This is a genomic window from Albimonas donghaensis (assembly GCF_900106695.1).
GTDB classification, from domain to species: domain Bacteria; phylum Pseudomonadota; class Alphaproteobacteria; order Rhodobacterales; family Rhodobacteraceae; genus Albimonas; species Albimonas donghaensis.
On record NZ_FNMZ01000003.1, the window covers coordinates 305,565 to 325,362 of the forward strand.

16 protein-coding genes are annotated in these 19,798 nt (G+C 67.3%); 7 read left to right on the top strand and 9 right to left on the bottom strand.

What is annotated here, in order from left to right; translation table 11 throughout:
* Window positions 1–9: 9 nt before the first annotated feature.
* The 7 genes from atpD to BLV24_RS10915 all read right to left on the bottom strand — a co-directional run bounded on the left by atpD (window position 10) and on the right by BLV24_RS10915 (window position 7,879).
* Complete coding sequence (gene atpD / locus BLV24_RS10885; RefSeq protein WP_092681567.1) at window positions 10–1,428, bottom strand: F0F1 ATP synthase subunit beta; 1,419 nt, start codon at window positions 1,426–1,428, stop codon at window positions 10–12.
* Between the two features lie 15 nt (window positions 1,429–1,443).
* On the bottom strand, window positions 1,444–2,328 hold the full coding sequence (locus BLV24_RS10890; protein ID WP_092681569.1) for a F0F1 ATP synthase subunit gamma: 885 nt from the start codon (window positions 2,326–2,328) through the stop codon (window positions 1,444–1,446).
* Window positions 2,329–2,357: 29 nt separating this feature from the next.
* On the bottom strand, window positions 2,358–3,896 hold the full coding sequence (atpA, locus tag BLV24_RS10895; RefSeq protein ID WP_092681571.1) for a F0F1 ATP synthase subunit alpha: 1,539 nt from the start codon (window positions 3,894–3,896) through the stop codon (window positions 2,358–2,360).
* Window positions 3,896–4,456, bottom strand: a complete 561-nt coding sequence (locus BLV24_RS10900) for a F0F1 ATP synthase subunit delta (protein ID WP_092681573.1) — start codon at window positions 4,454–4,456, stop codon at window positions 3,896–3,898. Before BLV24_RS10900 ends, atpA begins: the two co-directional genes overlap by 1 nt.
* 377 nt (window positions 4,457–4,833) lie before the next feature.
* Window positions 4,834–5,889: a quinone-dependent dihydroorotate dehydrogenase gene (locus BLV24_RS10905; protein ID WP_092681575.1), complete on the bottom strand. Its 1,056-nt coding sequence runs from the start codon at window positions 5,887–5,889 to the stop codon at window positions 4,834–4,836.
* On the bottom strand, window positions 5,886–6,248 hold the full coding sequence (locus tag BLV24_RS10910) for a DUF952 domain-containing protein (protein WP_092681577.1): 363 nt from the start codon (window positions 6,246–6,248) through the stop codon (window positions 5,886–5,888). Before BLV24_RS10910 ends, BLV24_RS10905 begins: the two co-directional genes overlap by 4 nt.
* A 251-nt stretch (window positions 6,249–6,499) precedes the next feature.
* On the bottom strand, window positions 6,500–7,879 hold the full coding sequence (locus tag BLV24_RS10915; protein ID WP_092681579.1) for an aminotransferase: 1,380 nt from the start codon (window positions 7,877–7,879) through the stop codon (window positions 6,500–6,502).
* Between the two features lie 230 nt (window positions 7,880–8,109).
* On the opposite strand from BLV24_RS10915, the gene BLV24_RS10920 reads away from it, so the two are divergent.
* The 3 genes from BLV24_RS10920 (at window position 8,110) to BLV24_RS10930 (ending at window position 11,495) form a co-directional block, all read left to right on the top strand.
* Window positions 8,110–8,898 (top strand): sterol desaturase family protein, encoded by a 789-nt coding sequence (locus tag BLV24_RS10920; protein ID WP_092681581.1) that lies wholly within the window; start codon window positions 8,110–8,112, stop codon window positions 8,896–8,898.
* A 136-nt stretch (window positions 8,899–9,034) separates the two neighbouring features.
* The gene (locus BLV24_RS10925) at window positions 9,035–10,228 is read left to right on the top strand and encodes an MFS transporter (protein WP_092681583.1); all 1,194 of its coding nucleotides are present in this window, start codon (window positions 9,035–9,037) and stop codon (window positions 10,226–10,228) included.
* A 58-nt stretch (window positions 10,229–10,286) separates the two neighbouring features.
* Window positions 10,287–11,495, top strand: a complete 1,209-nt coding sequence (locus tag BLV24_RS10930) for an MFS transporter (protein ID WP_092681585.1) — start codon at window positions 10,287–10,289, stop codon at window positions 11,493–11,495.
* Here the strand turns inward: BLV24_RS10930 and BLV24_RS10935 are convergent.
* Both BLV24_RS10935 and BLV24_RS10945 read right to left on the bottom strand, forming a co-directional pair.
* Window positions 11,480–12,163 (bottom strand): hypothetical protein, encoded by a 684-nt coding sequence (locus BLV24_RS10935; RefSeq protein WP_092681587.1) that lies wholly within the window; start codon window positions 12,161–12,163, stop codon window positions 11,480–11,482. The two genes, BLV24_RS10930 and BLV24_RS10935, sit on opposite strands and share 16 nt — an antisense overlap.
* 536 nt (window positions 12,164–12,699) lie before the next feature.
* A complete protein-coding gene (locus BLV24_RS10945; RefSeq protein ID WP_092681591.1) occupies window positions 12,700–14,682 on the bottom strand; it encodes an ethylmalonyl-CoA mutase in 1,983 nt (660 codons plus the stop codon).
* 349 nt (window positions 14,683–15,031) lie between these two features.
* Here BLV24_RS10945 and ccrA point away from each other — a divergent pair, with 349 nt between their 5' ends.
* The 4 genes from ccrA (at window position 15,032) to BLV24_RS10970 (ending at window position 19,616) form a co-directional block, all read left to right on the top strand.
* Complete coding sequence (gene ccrA, locus BLV24_RS10950; RefSeq protein ID WP_092681593.1) at window positions 15,032–16,324, top strand: crotonyl-CoA carboxylase/reductase; 1,293 nt, start codon at window positions 15,032–15,034, stop codon at window positions 16,322–16,324.
* 780 nt (window positions 16,325–17,104) lie between these two features.
* On the top strand, window positions 17,105–17,836 hold the full coding sequence (locus BLV24_RS10955; RefSeq protein WP_092681595.1) for a helix-turn-helix transcriptional regulator: 732 nt from the start codon (window positions 17,105–17,107) through the stop codon (window positions 17,834–17,836).
* Between the two features lie 92 nt (window positions 17,837–17,928).
* Window positions 17,929–18,558: an acyl-homoserine-lactone synthase gene (locus tag BLV24_RS10960; protein WP_092681597.1), complete on the top strand. Its 630-nt coding sequence runs from the start codon at window positions 17,929–17,931 to the stop codon at window positions 18,556–18,558.
* Window positions 18,559–19,373: 815 nt separating this feature from the next.
* The gene (locus tag BLV24_RS10970) at window positions 19,374–19,616 is read left to right on the top strand and encodes a hypothetical protein (RefSeq protein ID WP_092681601.1); all 243 of its coding nucleotides are present in this window, start codon (window positions 19,374–19,376) and stop codon (window positions 19,614–19,616) included.
* The last annotated feature ends 182 nt before the right edge of the window (window positions 19,617–19,798 follow it).

Here is a 19,798-nt window from a genome sequence, read left to right on the forward strand (position 1 = left end):
CGATCAGGTTCAGGCCGCGGCGGCGGCGAGCTTCTGGGCCTTGGCCACCACTTCGTCGATGTCGCCGACCATGTAGAAGGCGGCCTCGGGAAGGTGGTCGAACTCGCCGGCGCAGACGCGCTTGAACGAGTCGATGGTCTTCTCGATCGGCACCTGCACGCCCGGCGAGCCGGTGAAGATCTCGGCCACGTCGAAGGGCTGGGACAGGAAGCGCTGCAGCTTGCGCGCCCGCTGCACCGTCACCTTGTCCTCTTCCGACAGCTCGTCCATCCCGAGGATGGCGATGATGTCCTGGAGGGCCTTGTAGCGCTGCAGGGTCTCCTGCACCTGACGGGCCACCAGGTAGTGCTCCTCGCCCACGACGCCCGGGTCGAGGATGCGCGAGGTGGAGTCGAGCGGGTCCACGGCCGGGTAGATGCCCAGCTCGGAGATGGCGCGCGACAGCACGGTGGTGGCGTCGAGGTGGGCGAAGGACGTGGCCGGCGCGGGGTCGGTGAGGTCGTCCGCGGGCACGTAGATCGCCTGCACCGAGGTGATCGAGCCGTTGCGGGTCGAGGTGATCCGCTCCTGCAGCTGACCCATGTCGGTGGCCAGCGTCGGCTGGTAGCCCACCGCCGAGGGGATGCGGCCCAGAAGCGCCGACACTTCGGAACCCGCCTGCGTGAAGCGGAAGATGTTGTCCACGAAGAACAGCACGTCGGTGCCGGACTGGTCGCGGAACTGCTCGGCGATGGTCAGGCCGGTCAGCGCGACGCGGGCGCGGGCGCCCGGCGGCTCGTTCATCTGGCCGTAGACCAGAGCCACCTTGGACTTGGTCAGGTCGTCCATGTTGATGACGCCGGACTCGATGAACTCGTGATAGAGGTCGTTGCCCTCACGGGTCCGCTCGCCCACGCCGGCGAACACGGAGTAACCCGAGTGCACCTTCGCGATGTTGTTGATCAGCTCCTGGATGAGCACGGTCTTGCCCACGCCCGCGCCGCCGAACAGGCCGATCTTGCCGCCCTTCGAATACGGGGCCAGCAGGTCGATGACCTTGATGCCGGTGACCAGGATCTCCGACTCCGTCGACTGCTCGGCGAAGGTCGGGGCCGAGCGGTGGATTTCGCGGGTCTCGGTGTAGTCGACGGGGCCGCGCTCATCGATCGGCTCGCCGATGACGTTGAGGATGCGGCCCAGCGTGCCGTCGCCCACCGGCACCGAGATCGGCGAACCGGTGTCGGTCACCGGCTGGCCGCGGGTCAGACCCTCGGAGCTGTCCATGGCGATCGTGCGCACGGAGTTCTCGCCCAGATGCTGGGCGACCTCGAGCACGAGACGCTGGCCGTTGTTGTCGGTCTCGAGCGCGTTGAGGATGGCGGGCAGGTGGCCGTCGAACTGCACGTCGACGACGGCGCCGATGACCTGGGTGATCTTGCCGGTCGGCATGTGACTCTCCGTCCCTTAGAGCGCTTCCGCGCCCGAGATGATTTCGATGAGCTCCTTGGTGATCGCAGCCTGACGGGAGCGGTTGTACTCCAGCGTCAGACGGTCGATCAGGTCGCCCGCGTTGCGCGTCGCATTGTCCATGGCGGACATGCGCGCGCCCTGTTCCGAGGCCGCGTTCTCCAGCAGGCCCGTGAAGACATGCATGGCCAGCGCGCGCGGCAGAAGATCGGCGAGGATCGCCTCCTCCTCCGGCTCGTATTCGTAGAGGGCGGCGTTGCCGTCCTCCTCCGACTCGGCCGCGACATCGTCGAAGTTGGCCGGGATCAGCTGCTTGGCGGTCGGGATCTGGGAGATCACCGACTGGAACTTGTTGAAGAACAAGGTCGCCACGTCGAACTCGCCGGCGTCGAACCGGGTCATCACATCCAGCGCGATCTTCTGCGCCGAAGCGTAGTCCATCCGCTTGATGCCGGACAGGTCGACATGACCGACGAACTTGTCGGCGTGGTCGCGGCGAAGCTGGTCGCGGCCCTTGCGGCCCACGGTCAGGATCTTCACCGTCTTGCCTTCCGCGAGCAGCTCGCGGATCCGCAGGCGGGTCAGGCGCACGATCGAGCTGTTGAACCCGCCGCACAGGCCGCGCTCGGCGGTGGCCACGACAAGGAGATGCACCTTGTCGTCGCCGGTCCCCGCCATCAGCCGGGGCGCCGTATCGGCGCTCGCCCCGGCCGCCAGTTTGGCCATCACGCCGTTCATGCGGTCCGCATAGGGACGCGCGGCTTCGGCGGCCTCCTGCGCGCGGCGAAGCTTCGCCGCGGCGACCATCTGCATGGCCTTCGTGATCTTGCGGGTCGATTTGACCGACTCGATCCGGTTCTTAAGGTCCTTAAGGCTGGGCATGACGTCCCTCTATCCCGTCCGGCCCAGGCTTACGCGAAGCCCTTCGCGAAATCCTCGATGGCGGCCTTGATCTTGTCCGCGATGGCGCCGGCGATCTTCTGATCGTTCGACCCGATCTCGTCCAGCAGCTCGGAATACTTGGACCGCAGATGGGCCAGCAGACCGCGCTCGAACTTGGTCACGTCGCCCACGGGCACGGTGTCCAGGTAGCCGTTGGTGCCCGCGAAGATCACGCAGACCTGCTCGGCGTTGGTCAGCGGCGCATACTGGGGCTGCTTGAGCAGCTCGGTCAGACGGGCGCCGCGATTGAGCAGCTTCTGGGTGGAGGCGTCGAGGTCCGACCCGAACTGGGCGAACGCCGCCATCTCGCGATACTGGGCCAGCTCCAGCTTGATCGAGCCGGCGACCGACTTCATCGCCTTGGTCTGGGCCGAGGACCCGACGCGCGACACCGACAGACCGACGTTCACGGCGGGACGGATGCCCTGGAAGAACAGCTCGGTCTCCAGGAAGATCTGCCCGTCGGTGATCGAGATCACGTTGGTCGGGATGTAGGCGGACACGTCGCCGGCCTGCGTCTCGATGATCGGCAGGGCGGTCATGGAGCCCGAACCGAAGTCCTCGTTCAGCTTGGCGGCGCGCTCCAGCAGACGGGAGTGCAGGTAGAACACGTCGCCCGGATAGGCCTCGCGCCCCGGGGGACGACGCAGCAGCAGCGACATCTGACGGTAGGCGACGGCCTGCTTGGACAGGTCATCATAGATGATCAGCGCGTGCATGCCGTTGTCGCGGAAGTACTCGGCGATGGCGCAGGCGGCGTAGGGCGCCAGGAACTGCATCGGCGCCGGGTCGGAGGCGGTGGCGGCGACGACCACGGTGTAGTCGATGGCCCCGGTCTCTTCCAGCTTCTTCACCAGCTGGGCGACGGTGGAGCGCTTCTGCCCGACGGCGCAGTAGATGCAGTAGAGCTTCTTGTGCTCGTCATCGCCGGCGACGTCGTTGTAGTTCTTCTGGTTGAGGATCGCGTCGAGCGCCACGGCGGTCTTGCCGGTCTGACGGTCGCCGATGATCAGCTCGCGCTGGCCGCGGCCGACGGGGATCAGGGCGTCGATCGCCTTGAGGCCGGTCGCCATCGGCTCATGCACCGATTTCCGGGGGATGATGCCCGGGGCCTTCACGTCGGCGCGGCGGCGCTCGGCGACGTCGAGCGCGCCCTTGCCGTCGAGCGGGTTGCCCAGCGCGTCGACGACGCGACCCAGCAGGCCCTTGCCGGTCGGGACGTCCACGATCGAGCCGGTGCGCTTGACGGTGTCGCCTTCCTTGATGCCCCGGTCGTCGCCGAAGATCACGATGCCGACCGAGTCGACCTCGAGGTTCAGCGCCATGCCCATCAGGCCGCCCGGAAACTCGACCAGCTCACCGGCCTGCACGTTGTCCAGGCCGTAGACGCGGGCGATGCCGTCGCCCACCGACAGCACGCGGCCGACCTCGGCCACTTCCGCTTCCTGACCGAAATTCTTGATCTGGTCCTTGAGGATCGCGGAAATCTCTGCGGCTTGGATGCTCATCACCCGACCTCTCTCATGGCGTTCTGCAGTGCGGCGAGCTTGGAGCGGATCGAGGTGTCGATCAGCTTCGACCCGACCTTGACGACGAGGCCGCCGATGAGAGTCTCATCGACGGAAACGTCCAGATTTACTTCGCGGCCCATGGCCGCCTTGAGCTCGCTGGCCAGCGACGCGGACTGCGCGTCGGTCAGCGGCGCCGCGACGGAGACCTCGGCAGAGATCTCGCCGCGCCTCTCGGCCATCATCGCCAGGAAGGCGTCGCACAGCTCGCCCAGGGCGAACAGTCGACGCTTCTCGGCCATGAGAGCCAGCGTGTTGCGGGTCAGGGGCTGTAGCCCCATCGCGTTGGCCAGGGCGATGATCGCCGAAACCTGTTCGTCGCGCTTGTAAAGCGGCGACGAAACCGCCTGCCGCAGATCGGCGCTACCTGCCAGAGCCTGCTTCACCGAGATCAGGTCGGTCTCAACGACCTCCTGAGCATTGTACTCGGCGGCGAGCTCGAACAGCGCGGTAGCATACCGTCCTGCGATGCCGGCGGATATCGAAGCTGATGCTGCCACGGGACCCCTTCCGATTGGCCGGACATGCGAAAACCCGGCACGGGGCGACCTTTGGCATGTCGCCGCTCGCACCCCTCGTGAACCGCGAGGTTGCTAACACAGGGGCATGGGGCGCGCAATATTGCGAGAGCTGTCTGCGATTGTGTCGCAAGTCGCTGCAACCCAAGGCATTTCCGGCGCACGTCGCCGCCCCCGCGCGCAGGCAGCGTCGCCCTGCCGCGGGCCTTTCGGCGGGGCGGGACGAGATTCGGTTGAAATAGGGTTGAAACCGCACCGGAAAATGGGCCGGGGCCGGGCATCGTCCCCGAGGCGGAGACGATGCCCGGCCCCGGAGACTTCCCGCCCGACACCCGCCCAACCGTCACGCGGCCCAACCGTCAACCGGTCGACAGCCCGCGCGCGATGCGGGCGGCGAGCCCGACGCCCCCATAGACCAGTCCGCTGTAGAGCTGCACGAGACTGGCCCCGGCCTCCAGCTTGGCCCGCGCCTGGTCGACCGAGGCGACGCCGCCCACCCCCACCAGCGGAAGGCTCCCGCCCGTGAGCCGTGACAGCTCCGCCAGCACTTCGGTCGAGCGGGCGAAGAGCGGCTGCCCCGACAGGCCCCCCGCTTCCCCCGCCTGCGCGCTGCGCAGCCCGTCGCGGGCGAGCGTGGTGTTGGTCGCCACGATCCCGTCCAGCTTGCGCGCCATGGCCACTTCGGCCACGTCCGCCAGCCCCTGCGCATCGAGGTCCGGCGCGATCTTCACCAGCACCGGCACGCCCGGCGCGGCGCGGTCCCGCGCCTCCAGCGCCCCGGCCAGCAGCGCGTCCAGCGCGGCGCGGCCCTGAAGATCGCGCAGCCGCTCGGTGTTGGGGGACGAGACGTTGATCGTGAAGAAGCTCGCCAGACCGGCGAAGCGGGTCAGCACCGCGGCATAGTCCGCCGCCCGGTCCTCGCTGTCCTTGTTGGCCCCGATGTTCACGCCGACGATCCCGGCGGCGTTCGGCGCGCCGCTGTCGCGCCAGGCGGCGAATCGGCGTGCGATCGCCTCCATCCCGTCATTGTTGAAGCCGAAGCGGTTGATGACGCCCCGATCCTCGGTCAGCCGGAACAGGCGCGGGCGCGGATTGCCCGCCTGCGGGCGCGGGGTGACGCCGCCGATCTCCATGAAACCGGGGCCCGCGGCCAGCGCCGCCTCCATCGCCACGGCGTTCTTGTCGAAGCCCGGGGCGATGCCCACCGGGTTGGGAAACTCCAGCCCGAACACCCGCCGCGCCAGTCCCGGCCCGGTCACCGGCCCGCGCTCCGGCGACAGGCCGGCGGCGTGGCGCAGGTTCAGCGCGCGCAGGGCGAGGCCATGGGCCGTTTCCGGATCGGCGCGGCGCATCAGCGCCAGCCCGGCCCGCTCGGCCGCGTCGGAGAGCCCGGCGGCGGGGCGCGGCGCGCTCATGCCGGCTCCGGGATCAGGTGGCGACCGTCAGGCCCGAGCTCCAGCGGGATCATCCACGCGATCCGCTCGGGTCTGAGGGCTCCGTGAAGATGCGGAAACGAGTCGCCGCCCCGGGATATTTCCCAGCGCAACGATTCTCCGAGCGTCGAAGAATCGACCGCCGCGAGCCAGAGCGGCGCCTCATTCCTGAAGTGTCTGGCCAGGGTTTCAGGAAGCTGTTCATAGGTGGAGAAATGAATGAACCCGTCCTTGAGGTCCACTTCAGATCCTTTGAATTCAACAGCTTGCACCAGCTCGGCGCATTCCGCCGGACGCAGGGCCTTGAAGATCAGAGTTTCTGTTAACCTGTTATTAATCATTCAGTTGACTTCCAGCCCACCTCGGGGTTCATTTATAAGGTAACCGAAACCGGGTGGGTTTCGGAGTAGGCGTATCAGGTGGCGACTATGACTCGCGTAGCGTTCTTTGGGTAAGTGACCGGGGGTGGCCTCTGTAGCCGCCGACGGCCACCCCCTTCCCCTCCTCGGCCGATCCGCCGATCGCCTCGGCGAAAACGGATCGATCCTCCCCTCGAAATCATCGGCGAGCCTTCGCGCGCGCCGTTTCGCGCTCAGAGCAGGTCCTCGGCCTTCGCCCAGGATTCGGTGACGTTCAGCGCGTCCTCCAGCGGGGCGAACAGCGCCTCGATCTCGGCTTCGGTGATGATCATCGGCGGGCAGAAGGCCAGGCTGTCCCCGACATTGCGCAGGATCACGCCCCGCTCCGCCAGTTCGGCCGAGAGCTTCGCGCCGACCTTCCCCCCCGGCTCGAACGCCGTCTGACCCGAAGCGTCCGGGGCCAGTTCCAGCGCCCCGATCAGCCCGACGCCCCGCGCCTCGCCGACCAGCGGATGGTCGAGATAGGACCGCAGCTTCGCCTGGAACACCCCTTCCACCGACCGGACATGGTCGAGAATCCGGCGCTCCTTGTAGATGCGCAGCGCCGCCACGCCGGTGGCGCAGCCGACCGGGTGGCCGCCATAGGTGAAACCGTGGCCCAGCGTGCCGATTTCGCCGGTATGGGCCTCGATCACCTCGGCCATGTCCTGATTGATGGCCACCGCCGACAGCGGCGCGTAGCCCCCGGTAAGCTGCTTGGCCATCGACATCGACGTCGGCCGCACGTTGAACCGGTCCGAGCCGAACCATTCCCCGGTGCGGGCGAAGCCGGTGATGACCTCGTCGGCGATCATCAGCACGTCGTGCTTGTCCAGCACCGGGCGGATCGCCTCGAAATAGCCCTCGGGCGGGACGATCACCCCGCCGGCGCCCATGATCGGCTCGGCGATGAAGGCGGCGACGGTCTCGGGGCCCTCGCGCTCGATCATCTCCTCCAGCTCATGCGCCAGGCGGGCGGAGAAGTCGGCCTCGCTCTCGCCCGCCTCGGCCTCGCGCCAGTGATGCGGCGTGCCGGCGTGCAGAAAGCGGTCGATGGGCAGGTCCCAGTCGAGGTGGTTGTAGGGCAGCCCGGTCATCGAGGCCGCCGCCACCGTCACCCCGTGATAGCCCTTGCGCCGGGAGATGATCTTCTTCTTCTCCGGCCGGCCGCGGGCGTTGTTGTAGAACCAGGCGAGCTTGACCTGGCTGTCATTGGCCTCCGAGCCCGAGGACTGGAAGATCACCCGCGCCATGCCGGGGGCGAGGTCCTTGATCATCTCGGCCAGTTCGATGGCCGGCTCGTGGGAGCGGCCGGCGAAGAGGTGATAATAGGGCAGCTTGCGCAGCTGGGCGGCGGCCGCGTCGGCCAGCTCCTCGTCGCCGAAGCCGAGGCCGGCGCACCACAGGCCGGACATGCCCTCGATGAACTCGCGGCCCCGCTCGTCGTAGACGTGGATGCCCTTGCCCTCGGCGATGATGTGGGCGCCGACCTGACGATGCTGGGCCGCGTTGGTATAGGGGTGGAGCAGCGCCTCCACGTCCCGTGTCTGCATATTGGTGAGCGGCGCGTTCATGGTCGGTCTCCGGCGAGAGGGGATCCCCTTCGCTACGCCCGCGCGCCTCGGCCCGTCAATGGATGCCGGGGGAGGCCGGCGGGCGGGTCGGGCGCGGCGACCGGCCGGGTTGATCCTGTCGCAGCCTGCGGTCACCATGCGGTCGCGCCCCAGCCCGCTCGGATGCCTGCCCGCCCGGATCCGGCCAGCCGACCCCTGCGCGCGCCCTGATCGAATGCGAGGACCGACCCATGCTCTCCCAGGCCCTGGACCTGCTGATCGAGTTCCTGCCGTGGTTCGCCGCGGTCTACGGCGTCAACGTCGCGCTCTATTTCCTCACCGGCTGGGCGCTGATCGCCTTCCAGAACCGTTGGCCCGAGCGGCGCATCCAGCCCAACCGCCGCGGCGAGAAGCGGCGCGCGAAGGAACAGAAGCAGTCCGTCCTGTCGCTGCTCGTGACCGGCGGCTGCCTGGCCGGCGGGCTCTTCGCCCAGCACAAGGGCTGGACGCTCTGGGCGCCGCTGGAGCTGTCCTGGTGGTCGATCCCGCTGATGGCGGTCGTGTCGATCGTGGCGTTCGACGCATGGTTCTACTGGATGCACCGCTTCATGCACACGAAGCTGATGTATCGCTTCCATGCCGAGCATCACAAGTCGGTCGCCCCCACGGTGTGGAGCACCTATAACGACGACTTCGTCGATGCCTTCGTCATGCAGTGCTATTATCTCTGGGCGCCGCTGATCCTGCCGATACCGGGCCTTGTCCTGGTGGCGCACCGGCTTTACGACCATTTCAACGGCACCATCGGGCATTCCGGGTTCGAGTTCTACGCCAATCCCTCGGCCCGCGCGCCCTGGCCGATGGTCTGCGTGACCTTCCACGACCAGCACCATTCCCGGTTCCGCTACAACTACGCCAACTTCTTCTCCTTCTGGGACCGGGTGATGGGCACGCTCGATCCCAAATACGACGCCGCCGTGAAGGGCTTCGAGGAGATCGCCGAGAAGCGCCCCGTCATCGGCCGCCCCGCCGCGGAATAGCCGCTCCGCCCGCCCGGCGGGTCACGGCCTGCGACCTGCCGCCCGTGGACGCCGCATCGGGCAAAAGATAAGGTTCCGAAACCGTCACAACGCGGCCGATTTTCCGGCCGCGCTTTTTTTGCGAAAGGCGACCTGCATGCCCGGCATCATCGCGCTGGGGCTGTCCTACGTGTTCAGCCAGTTCTACCGCTCCTGCCTCGCGGTGCTGGCGCCCTACATGACGGACGACCTCGGCCTGAACGCCGCGGATCTGGGGATGGCCTCGGGCGCCTGGTTCCTGGTCTTCGCGGTGATGCAGCTGCCGGTGGGCGTCGGGCTCGACCGGATCGGGCCGCGGCTGACGGGGGGCGTGCTGTTCGGGGTCGGCGGCGCCGGCGGCGCGGCGGTCTTCGCCATCGCCGACGGTCCGGTGGGCGTGACCATCGCCATGGCGCTGATGGGCGCGGGCTGCGCCCCGGCGCTGATGTCGATGTTCTACATCTTCGCGCGCAACTTCTCGATGGCCCGCTTCGCCACCCTCAGCTCGATCACCGTCGGGCTCGGCACGCTGGGCAACATCGCCGGCACCGCCCCTTTCGCCATGCTGGTCGAGGCGATGGGCTGGCGCGAGTCGATGGTGGCCTTCGCCCTGATCTCCGCCGCGATCTCGGCGGCGGCGCTGGTCCTGGTGCAGGACCCGCCCCGGGTCGAGACGCAGGCCGGAGAGCGCGCCGACCGCGGCTTCCTCGAATATCTCGAACTGATGAAGATGCGGGTCTACTGGCCGATCATCCCGCTGGCGATGATCAACTACGCGCCGGCGGCGGGGATCCGCGGGCTCTGGGCCGGGCCCTACCTGGTCGAGGTCTTCGGCGCCGACGCCGCCGCGGTGGGCCGCGCCACCCTGTGGATGGCCATCGCCATGTCGATCGGCGCCTTCATCTACGGGCCGCTGGACCGGATCTTCGGCACCCGCAAATGGGTGATCCTGGTCGGCAACACGCTGGCGGTCGGGGCCTGCGCCCTGATCGGGGTCCTGCCCGACGTGTCCTTCCAGGTCTCGGTCCTGCTGATCATGGCCATCGGCGCGCTGGCCGCGACCTATACCGTGGTCATGGCCCATGCCCGCGCGCTCGCCCCGCTGCGGCTGGTGGGCCGCGCCGTCACCCTGATGAACTTCTTCGTCATGCTCGGCGTCGGCCTGTTCCAGGGCCTGACCGGAGAGGTCATCGAGGCCGGCCGCCACGCCTCGGGCGCCGTCGCGGCCTACGGACACCTGTTCCTGCTCTACGCCGTCGCGCTCGCCGGGGCGCTGGCGATCTACCTGTTCTCGCAAGACGCGAAGCCGTGAGCGGATAGCCCGCCCCGCCTGACCGTCGTCGAAAAGCCCCCGAGGAGGCCCCGGGTCCATGGACATCCCGGCCCTGATGATCTCCTACGTTCTCAGCCTGTTCTACCGCAATTTCCTCGCGGTGATGTCGCCCTACCTGGTCGAGGATCTGGGCGTCACGGCCTCCGAGCTGTCCTCCGCCGTGGGCGCCTGGTATCTGCTCTTCGCGATCTGCCAGATCCCCACCGGGCTGGCGCTGGACCGGATCGGGCCGCGCCGGGTGGTCTCGGTGGCGCTGGCCGTGGGCGCGGGGGGCGGGGCGCTGGTCTTCGCCTCGGCGCAGTCGGCCTGGATGCTCTACGCGGCCATGGCGCTGATCGGGGCGGGCTGCGCGCCGATCCTGATGTCGGGCATGTTCCTCTTCGCCCGCCGGTTCGAGCCGCGCCGCTTCGCCACCCTGACCGGGGTCATGATGGGCATCGGCGGCTTCGGCAACATCCTCGGCGCCGCGCCGCTGACCTGGGCGGTGGAGGCCGTCGGCTGGCGCCCGGTGATGACCGCGCTGGCGGTGGTCGCGGTGGCGCTCGGGCTGCTGCTCGCCGCCCTGGTCCGCGATCCCCCGACGCTGGAGGCGCCCGCCGGCCACGGCCTTCGCGCGCTCGGCTTCGGCGGGTTCTGGGAATTGCTGAAAATGCCCGTCCTGCTGGCGATCCTGCCGCTGGCCTTCATGAACTACTCGGTCTCGGGCGGCATGCGCGGGCTGTGGGGCGGGGCCTATCTCGCCGAGGTGCAGGGGCTTTCCCCTGTGGCGATCGGGACCGCGATGCTGTGGATGGCCGTGGCGATGACCTTCGGCAATTTCATCTACGGACCGATGGACCAGGTGCTGGGCACGCGCAAATGGATGGTGGCCGGGCTGAACGGTCTGGGTTGCCTCTGCGTGGCGGGGCTGGCCTTCGCCGGACCCGGCCCCGACGCGGCGGTGGCGCTGATCGTGGCGCTGGGGCTGTTCGGGGCCACCTACGCGGTGCTGATGGCGCATTTCCGCAGCTTCGTGCCGGCGCGGCTGATCGGGCGCGGGGTCACGCTGATCAACGTCTTCGGCATGATCGGCACCAGCTTCGGCCAGTTCGTCACCGCCGGCCTCGCGGCCCCGGCGCTGGAGGCGGGAAACCCGGCGACGGCCTATCACCGGGTCTTCCTGTGGTACATCTGCACGCTCGGCGCCGCGCTGGCGCTCTACATCCTGTTCTCGCGGGATGCGAAGCCCGATCAGACCCCGGCCTGAGCCCGGCCCCGGCGCGCCCGCGCTCGCGCCGTCAGGCCCATGGCGGCGAGCCCCGCGGCCAGCAGGGGCAGGGCGGCGGGCGCCGGAACCGACGCGGCCGTGGGCGAATGGGCGGTGATCAGCCGGGCCCAGTCGCCCGGATTCGCCGCGTTCCAGAAGATGTCCACCGAAGCCCCATTGAAATCGGTGTTGTCGGACACCTCCAGTCCCCGCATGAAGAAGTCATTGTAGTCCAGTCCCGGAAGTCCCAGCACCGCATCGGAATCGAACAGCTTCTGATCCTCGGTGATGAAGGCGAAGATCTGGCTGTCCGCGGTGATCGTCGCATTGATTCTGAAGGCCCCGCCCTCCGGATCGAACTGCACGTAGTGAGAGCTGACCACGGTCCCCGCCGCCAACATGAAATCCCCGTCCGAGCCGGACACGAAGCTTGCGGACGGATCGAAGACCCGATCGACCGCCAGCGCCTCGGAGAGCGTCACGTTCTGACGCTCGTTCCACAGGGTCAGGCCGTCATTGGGGTTGGGCACCACCGGGTTCGGCGGCGTGTCCGTGATGGTGCAGGCTTGGGTGCAGGAGGTCACCGAAACCAGCGTGGCCGAGGCCGGTTGCGAGAGCATGACGCAGCCGGCGGCGGCCAGCATGGCGACGCAGGTCTTCCAGTTCATGACGAGTTCCTTGGCGTAATTCAGGCGATTCCCCAGCCGAATTGTTAGTCGCCGCCAAGCTTTAGTCCATAAAATTAGAGTTCATTTTTAAAATGTCATAAGAGACCCTGAATCGAGTTCATATTGTTTAGATTAATAGATTGTGAATTCTATCGAAAGCATAGGGCGCGCCGCCGGAAACACGTCCACGGCGAATCTCTAGTGAACCCGCGCCCCTTTTCAGGCGCGCCGGGGCTCGCTGTTCGCGATATCGTTGAAAGGACTCCGCCGCAGCGACGCCGCGGACCCCCGCGCGCCGAACAAGGCCGGGCCGTTCTTGAGGAATCCGAGGTTGACCTGCCGCTTCGGCAGGCGCCGGCTCGCGCCGAGGCATGAGGTCGGCGCGGGCGCGGCGCCGAGGCGGATCGGAAGAGGAAACCCCTTCGCCGCCGGGCCTGAGCGCGGATGGCGGAACATGCGGAGACCCGCGAGCCGCCCCGGCGGGACGGCGCGACGGCGGGCCGCCGTCGCGCCGGGGCGAGAGGCCGGGCCCGGGCTCAGGCGGCCTCGGCGCTCTCCTCGGAGACGATCTCCACGATGTCGGACATGATCTTGTTCAGCTCGAAGTCCTTGGGCGTGTAGACCCGCGACACCCCGTAGGCGCGCAGCTCGGCCGCGTCGCTCTCGGGGATGATCCCGCCGACGACCAGCGGCACGTCGTCCAGCCCCGCCGACTTCATCCGGTCCACCACCTCTTTCACCAGCGGCAGATGCGAGCCCGACAGGATCGACAGCCCCACCACATGGACCGATTCCTCCATCGCCGCGTTGACGATCTGGGCCGGGGTCAGGCGGATGCCCTCATAGACCACTTCCATCCCGCAATCGCGGGCGCGCACGGCGATCTGCTCGGCGCCGTTGGAATGGCCGTCGAGCCCCGGCTTGCCGACCAGGAATTTCAGGCGGCGGCCCATGCGGCTCGACACCGCCTCCACCGAGGCGCGCACGTCCTCGAGCCCGGTCAGGTTGTCCGGCGCGGACTTGGCCACGCCGGTGGGCGCCCGGTATTCCCCGAACACCTCGCGCATGGCCGCGCCCCATTCGCCCGTCGTCACCCCCGCCTTCGCGCAGGCGATGGAGGGGGGCATGATGTTGGCGCCCGACCGGGCGGCCTCCTTCAACGCGGCCAGCGCGGCCTCCACCGCCGCCGCGTCGCGGCTCTCGCGCCACGTGTTCAGGGCTGCGACCTGGCCGGCCTCCACATCCTTGTCCACCACGAGGATGCCGCCGTCGCCGGCGGTCAGGGGCGAGGGCTCGGTTTCCGTCCACTTGTTGACGCCGACCACCACCGTGTCCCCGGACTCGATGGCGCGCAGGCGGGAGGAGTTGGACTCCACAAGCTGCGCCTTCATGTAGTCGATGGCCTGCACCGCGCCGCCCATCTCGTCGATGCGCGCGAGCTCATCCCGCGCCTGGCCCTTCAGCGCGTCCACCTTGGCCTGCACCGCCGGGTTGCCGTCGAACAGGTCGCCGTATTCCAGCAGGTCGGTCTCATAGGCCAGGATCTGCTGCATGCGCAGCGACCACTGCTGGTCGAAGGGCCGGGGCAGACCCAGCGCCTCGTTCCACGCCGGAAGCTGCACCGCGCGGGCGCGGGCGTTCTTGGACATGGTGACGGCCAGCATCTCGAGCAGGATGCGGTAGGGGTTGTTCTCCGGCTGCTGCTCGGTCAGGCCCAGCGAGTTCACCTGCACGCCGTAGCGGAAGCGGCGATACTTCTCCTCCTCCACCCCGTAGCGATCCCTGCAGATCTCGTCCCACAGCTCGCCGAAGGCGCGCATCTTGCAGATCTCGGTGACGAAGCGGATGCCGGCGTTCACGAAGAAGCTGATCCGGCCCACGACCTTGGGGAAATCCTCGTCGGAAACCGCGCCCTGCGCCTTCACCGTGTCCAGCACCGCGATGCCGGTGGCCAGCGCATAGGCCAGCTCCTGCGCCGGCGTCGCGCCGGCTTCCTGCAGGTGATAGCTGCACACGTTCATGGGGTTCCACTTGGGAACCTCCTTGTAGGTGTAGGCGGCGATGTCGCCGATCAGCCGCAGGCTGGGCGCCGGCGGGAACACGTAGGTCCCGCGGCTCAGATATTCCTTGATGATGTCGTTCTGCACCGTGCCCTGGAGCTTGGCGGTATCCGCCCCTTGCTCCTCCGCCACGGCGATATAGAGCGCCAGCAGCCAGGCCGCCGTCGCGTTGATGGTCATCGAGGTGTTCATCTGCTCAAGCGGAATGTCCGCGAACAGCGCCCGCATGTCCCCGATATGGGACACGGGCACGCCCACTTTCCCGACCTCGCCGCGCGCCAGCACGTCGTCGCTGTCATAGCCGGTCTGGGTCGGCAGATCGAAGGCCACGGACAGGCCCGTCTGCCCCTTGGACAGGTTCGAACGGTAGAGGGCGTTGGACGCCGCCGCCGTGGAGTGCCCCGCATAGGTGCGGAAGATCCAGGGGCGATCCTTGGAGACAGGGGTCTCGGTGCTCATCTCGGGCCTCCTTCGCGCGGCGGGATTCGCAACATTGTGCTGCGCTGCGGCGCAAATGTCATGCGACATGATATTGCGCAAGAGGGCATTTGATCCTCAGTTAATTGCGAGGCGGCTCTGCTGCACTGCAATGTCGTCGTTTATGTTGCAAAAGTGAACGAATGACCGCGGCCAACCACGGCTTACCCACCGAAAACCATCGCCAGCCTCGGAAATCTGAGCGACAATGCCGCGGTGCACAAAGGGCTTGCGCCGACCGGCGAGCAATGTCATGCATCCGGCCGGCCGAAATCCGCAATAATGTTGCGCGCTCATTTGCGCCCCGCTCGTTCGGCAGAAGGAGACCGCCATGGCCCCGCTCGACGCCCCCGAAACCATCGTCGCCTACGACGCGCCGGTGAAAGACCTCTATGAAGTCGGTGAGATCCCGCCGCTCGGCCATGTGCCGAAGAGCATGTACGCCTGGGCGATCCGGCGCGAACGGCACGGCGAGCCCACCACCGGCATGCTGGAGGAGGTCGTCCCGACCCCGACCCTCGATTCGAACGAGGTGCTGGTCTTCGTGATGGCCGCGGGCGTGAACTACAACGGCGTCTGGGCCTCGCTCGGCACGCCGATCTCGCCCTTCGACGTCCACAAGGCGGATTTCCACGTCGCGGGTTCCGACGCCTCGGGCATCGTCTGGGCGGTGGGCGACAAGGTGAAGCGCTGGAAGGTCGGCGACCAGGTCGTGATCCACTGCAACCAGGACGACGGCGACGACGAGGAGTGCAACGGCGGCGATCCCATGTTCTCGCCGACCCAGCGCATCTGGGGCTACGAGACGCCGGACGGGTCCTTCGCCCAGTTCACCCGCGTGCAGTCGCAGCAGCTCATGCATCGGCCCCAGCACCTGAGCTGGGAGGAATCCGCCTGCTACACGCTGACCCTCGCCACCGCCTACCGGATGCTGTTCGGCCACCGCCCGCACATCCTCAAGCCCGGCGACAACGTGCTGGTCTGGGGCGCCTCGGGCGGTCTGGGCTCCTACGCCATCCAGCTGATCAACACCGCGGGCGCCAACGCCATCGGGGTGATCTCGGATGAGAGCAAGCGGCAGTTCGTGCTGGATCTGGGCGCCAAGGGCGTTCTGAACCGCAAGGACTTCAACTGCTGGGGCCAGATGCCGATCGTCAACAGCCCGGAATACGCCGCCTGGTTCAAGGAAGTCCGCAAGTTCGGCGCGGCCATCTGGGACATCACCGGCAAGGGCAACAACGTCGACATGGTGTTCGAGCATCCGGGCGAGTCGACCATCGCCTCCTCGGTCTTCGTGGTGAAGCGCGGCGGCATGGTGGTGATCTGCGCCGGCACCACCGGCTACAACCTCACCATGGACGCCCGTTACCTGTGGATGCACCAGAAGCGCGTGCAGGGCTCGCACTTCGCCAACCTCAAGCAGGCCTCCGCGGCCAACAAGCTGATGGTGGAGCGGCGGCTCGACCCCTGCATGTCCGAGGTGTTCTCCTGGGGCGATATCCCCGAGGCGCACATGAAGATGCTGCGTAACGAGCACAAGCCGGGGAACATGGCGGTCCTGGTTTCGGCCAAGACCACCGGCCTGCGCACCTTCGAGGACGCGCTGGAGGCCTCCCGGGGCTGATCCCCTCGGGGTGATCCCTCCGGGCTGATCTCAGGCCTGAACGCGCTCCGGGCCCGCAACCTGTCGTCATCGGCAGGCTCTGCGGGCCCGGTTGCGTTCCAAGACCTTGATGACGCTGCGTCGACAGTCTCGATTCAAAACACATTCTGAACGCCCGGCGAATCTCCCGACTCGCCGGGCGTTAATCTTTCGGGAAAGCCCATTCTATATATTTCAATGACTTGCAGAATGGGCCCTCACAATTTTCGGGGAATATCGCGGAGCGTGGAAACGTCTAATCTTGGGACATGGCGAAAACGCGAAAGGGTTCGAACCGAAACAAAGACAAGCGAGCCAGGTCCGACAAGCGAACCGTGACCGGCAAGGAGCGATCAGGGCCACCCCTCCCTGATTGAGATGGGCGCAGGCACCCCAGGCCAGCGTATAGGGCGCAGACGGCTACCCACCGCTGCCCCCAGGGTTTCCATCCAGCTCCGGCGGCGACCGTTTTCCCCAGACGGTATCGTCGCCAGCCGGCGCGAAGTTTTCGGACGATACTCAGCCGGGACGCGACCTGCGTTGCGTTCCCACCGAGACAGCAGGTTGCTCCTGCGTGCTGCGTCAGTCTCGGGTCAAGTGGTGGCGTTCCGGCTGTTCTTCCTTCCGCCAGGGTGATTCGCTCCCGTGGCGTCAAATTCGGCATTCGGCGACGGCGGACATGGTCTCCGGCGCAACGGGAGGCTATGCTCTGCTGAACCCCGTGTTTCGGGGGTCCTGAACAGACATGCAGCGCCTCCCACGATGACCGAACGCATAAAATCCATCATCGAAGGCCTTCCCGAGTTCCGGAAAGTTGAGGATATCCGACTTTTCGCCGATCTTGTGCGGGACGTCTATGACGTCGACCATGTCGTGTACGTCGTGATCTCTTTCGGGGGAGGCGCGACGTTCGGGGACTATCAGTTCGCCGAGATCACCTATCGGGCTGACTGGTCGCAGCGCTACCTGGAGGAGAACTACAAGGAGGCGGACCCCACGGTCGTCGGAGCGGTTCAGAGCTTCACGCCGTTGGACTGGAAGCGACTCGACTGGAGCGCCAAGAAGCGCCGGAAGCTGATCCTCGAAGCAGTGGACGCCGGCGTGGGAAACCAGGGCTACACGGTCCCCGTGAGGGGCCCGAACGGACAGTTCGCCGTCCTCACCATAAACAAGACATGCACGGATCGCGTCTGGGAACGGTATATCGCCGAGACCGCAAGCGACTGGTTGCTGGTCGCCAACTTCATTCATCAGAAGGTCCTTGAGATCTTCGATGTGAAGAACGAGCAGGAATACGTCGCCTTGTCTCCGAGGGAACGAGACGCCCTCGCGATGATCTCGTCGGGCAAGAGCCGAACTCAGATCGCCGATCAACTAAAAATATCTGAAAACACCCTCAGGGTTTATTTAGATTCGGCGAGGAACAAGCTCGGCGGTCTGAACATGCCTCATGCTGTCGCGATCGCAGTGCGAACAGGCATCATCAATATTTGAATCCAGCAAGAACTGAGCGCTCGCGTTCACGGTGCATTCATCTGCACCGTGAGAACTCATGGTTACTGTCTTTCCCCAGGAGGCTAAAAACCATGATCCGCTACGTCTACGCTCACGAACTGCACAAGTACCCCTCGCTTGTTGACGGCATGTTTAAGGACCGGACCGCCCAATTCCGCGACCGAATGAAGTGGGACGTCTCTGTCGATGAAAACGGTTGGGAGCGAGATCAGTACGACACGCTCGCGCCGCTCTACATCATCTATGAAAACGCCGACGGCACGCATGGCGGTTCGGGCCGGCTGATGCCGACCACCGGCCGCACCATGATCGGCGAGCACTTCTCGCACCTGACCGACGGCGTCGTCATCCAGTCGCCGACGATCTGGGAGATCACCCGCCTGTGCATCGCCCCCACGGCGACGTCGCGGCGCGAGGCGATGAAGATCACCTCCTCCCTGCTGCTGGCCGGCATCGACGCCGGGCTGCGCTTCGGCCTGGAGTTCTATGTGGGCGTGTTCGATGCGCCGATGCTGCGGGTCTACAAGGGCCTGGACTTCACGCCCGACGTGATGGGCCGCTCCGGCGAGGATCGCCGCGCCATCTGCGCCGGCCTGTGGCCCTGCACGGAGGAAGTGCGCGAAAACATGGCCCGCAAGGTCGAAGAGCATCAGGACATCGCCGAGGCGGCCGCCCGCCTGGAGTTCGTCGTCGGCGCCTGACGGGCGACTTAGAGGGGCCGACCCCCTCCGCCTTCCGGGAGACAGTCCGCCTGGTCTCGAGCCCCCGCTCGGGATCAGGCGCGGACCCCGCCTCCCCATCCGCACGTGTCATTCGCGCCCTTCGGGCCGCGCATGCGGGCTTCGGCCAGGCCGCCCCTGCGGGGGCGCCGGCCGGGACGCCGGACCTCTCCGCCCACCGGCGCGTCGTTCAGTTTAACGCAACATATTCATCGCCCTGACCGGCGATGCAGGGTCCCGACCGAGGTCGGGGCAGGGTCCCCCCGCGACCGCCGCGCCCCCCCCGGGCCGCGAAGCGCGCCGGGATCCGAGGCGCCCCCCGAACGGGGCGCGGCCCGCATGCGGCGCCCCCGCATGCCGGAGGAGGACCGAGGGCGGCGTCCGTCAGGCGCCCGCGTCGCGCGGGGCGCCCTGCCCGACGCCCAGCCCCCCGCAGCGCCCGCCGGGGCGCGCGGCCCTCCGATCGCCGCAGGCGGCCCCCAGGCGGGCCGCGCGCCCCTGCCCCAGGAGCTGCGCAGCCGCGCGGGACGCCCTCCCCCTCCGCCCCCGAGGCGGGTCCGGGACGTCGTCCGAAACGGCCGCGCGAATCGGAACGGCCCAGGGAGGACCGCCAGACAGCCCCATCGCCCATCCAAGCGTTTCAACGACTTGCCCTCTTCGCCTCGCCATTTCTGGGGAGGAATATGTGGCGAATGTCGCGCGACCGCCGACTTCGGCAGCATGTGTTCAACGGATCGGCCCGACGCCCGAACGTCAGGCCGGCGACCCGCGGAAACGCATGACTGAAGGAGGCGATCATGGCTCAGGACTGGATCATCGACGTGCTGGCGGACCTGCGGCAGTACGCGATTCGGAACTACCACATGCGGCTCGCCGAGCAGCTGGACGACGCGATCGTGGTCGCGGCGGCGGAGTTGCGCGCTGCTGATTCGGCTCGGGAAGCCGACTCGCGCCGGGGATTCGGTCTCACGACCGGGCCTTTCGCCCCCGTCGCGGTGTTTTCCCGTCCCGGAGAGGAAAAAATTTCACGCCCCGTCTGACGCCAGGCGGGCGACCGGTCCCCTGTCGCGAATTCTTGCGCGACGGGACGAATACTTGTGCGCCGATCCGCGCCCCCGCCCCGCTCCGGGACGGGGGTCGGAGCTGTTTCCGGGCGCAGGGATCAATTTCAGGTTGTATGGCCGTTAACCTCCGCTACTCTGAACGGATAAGCGTCAGGCGG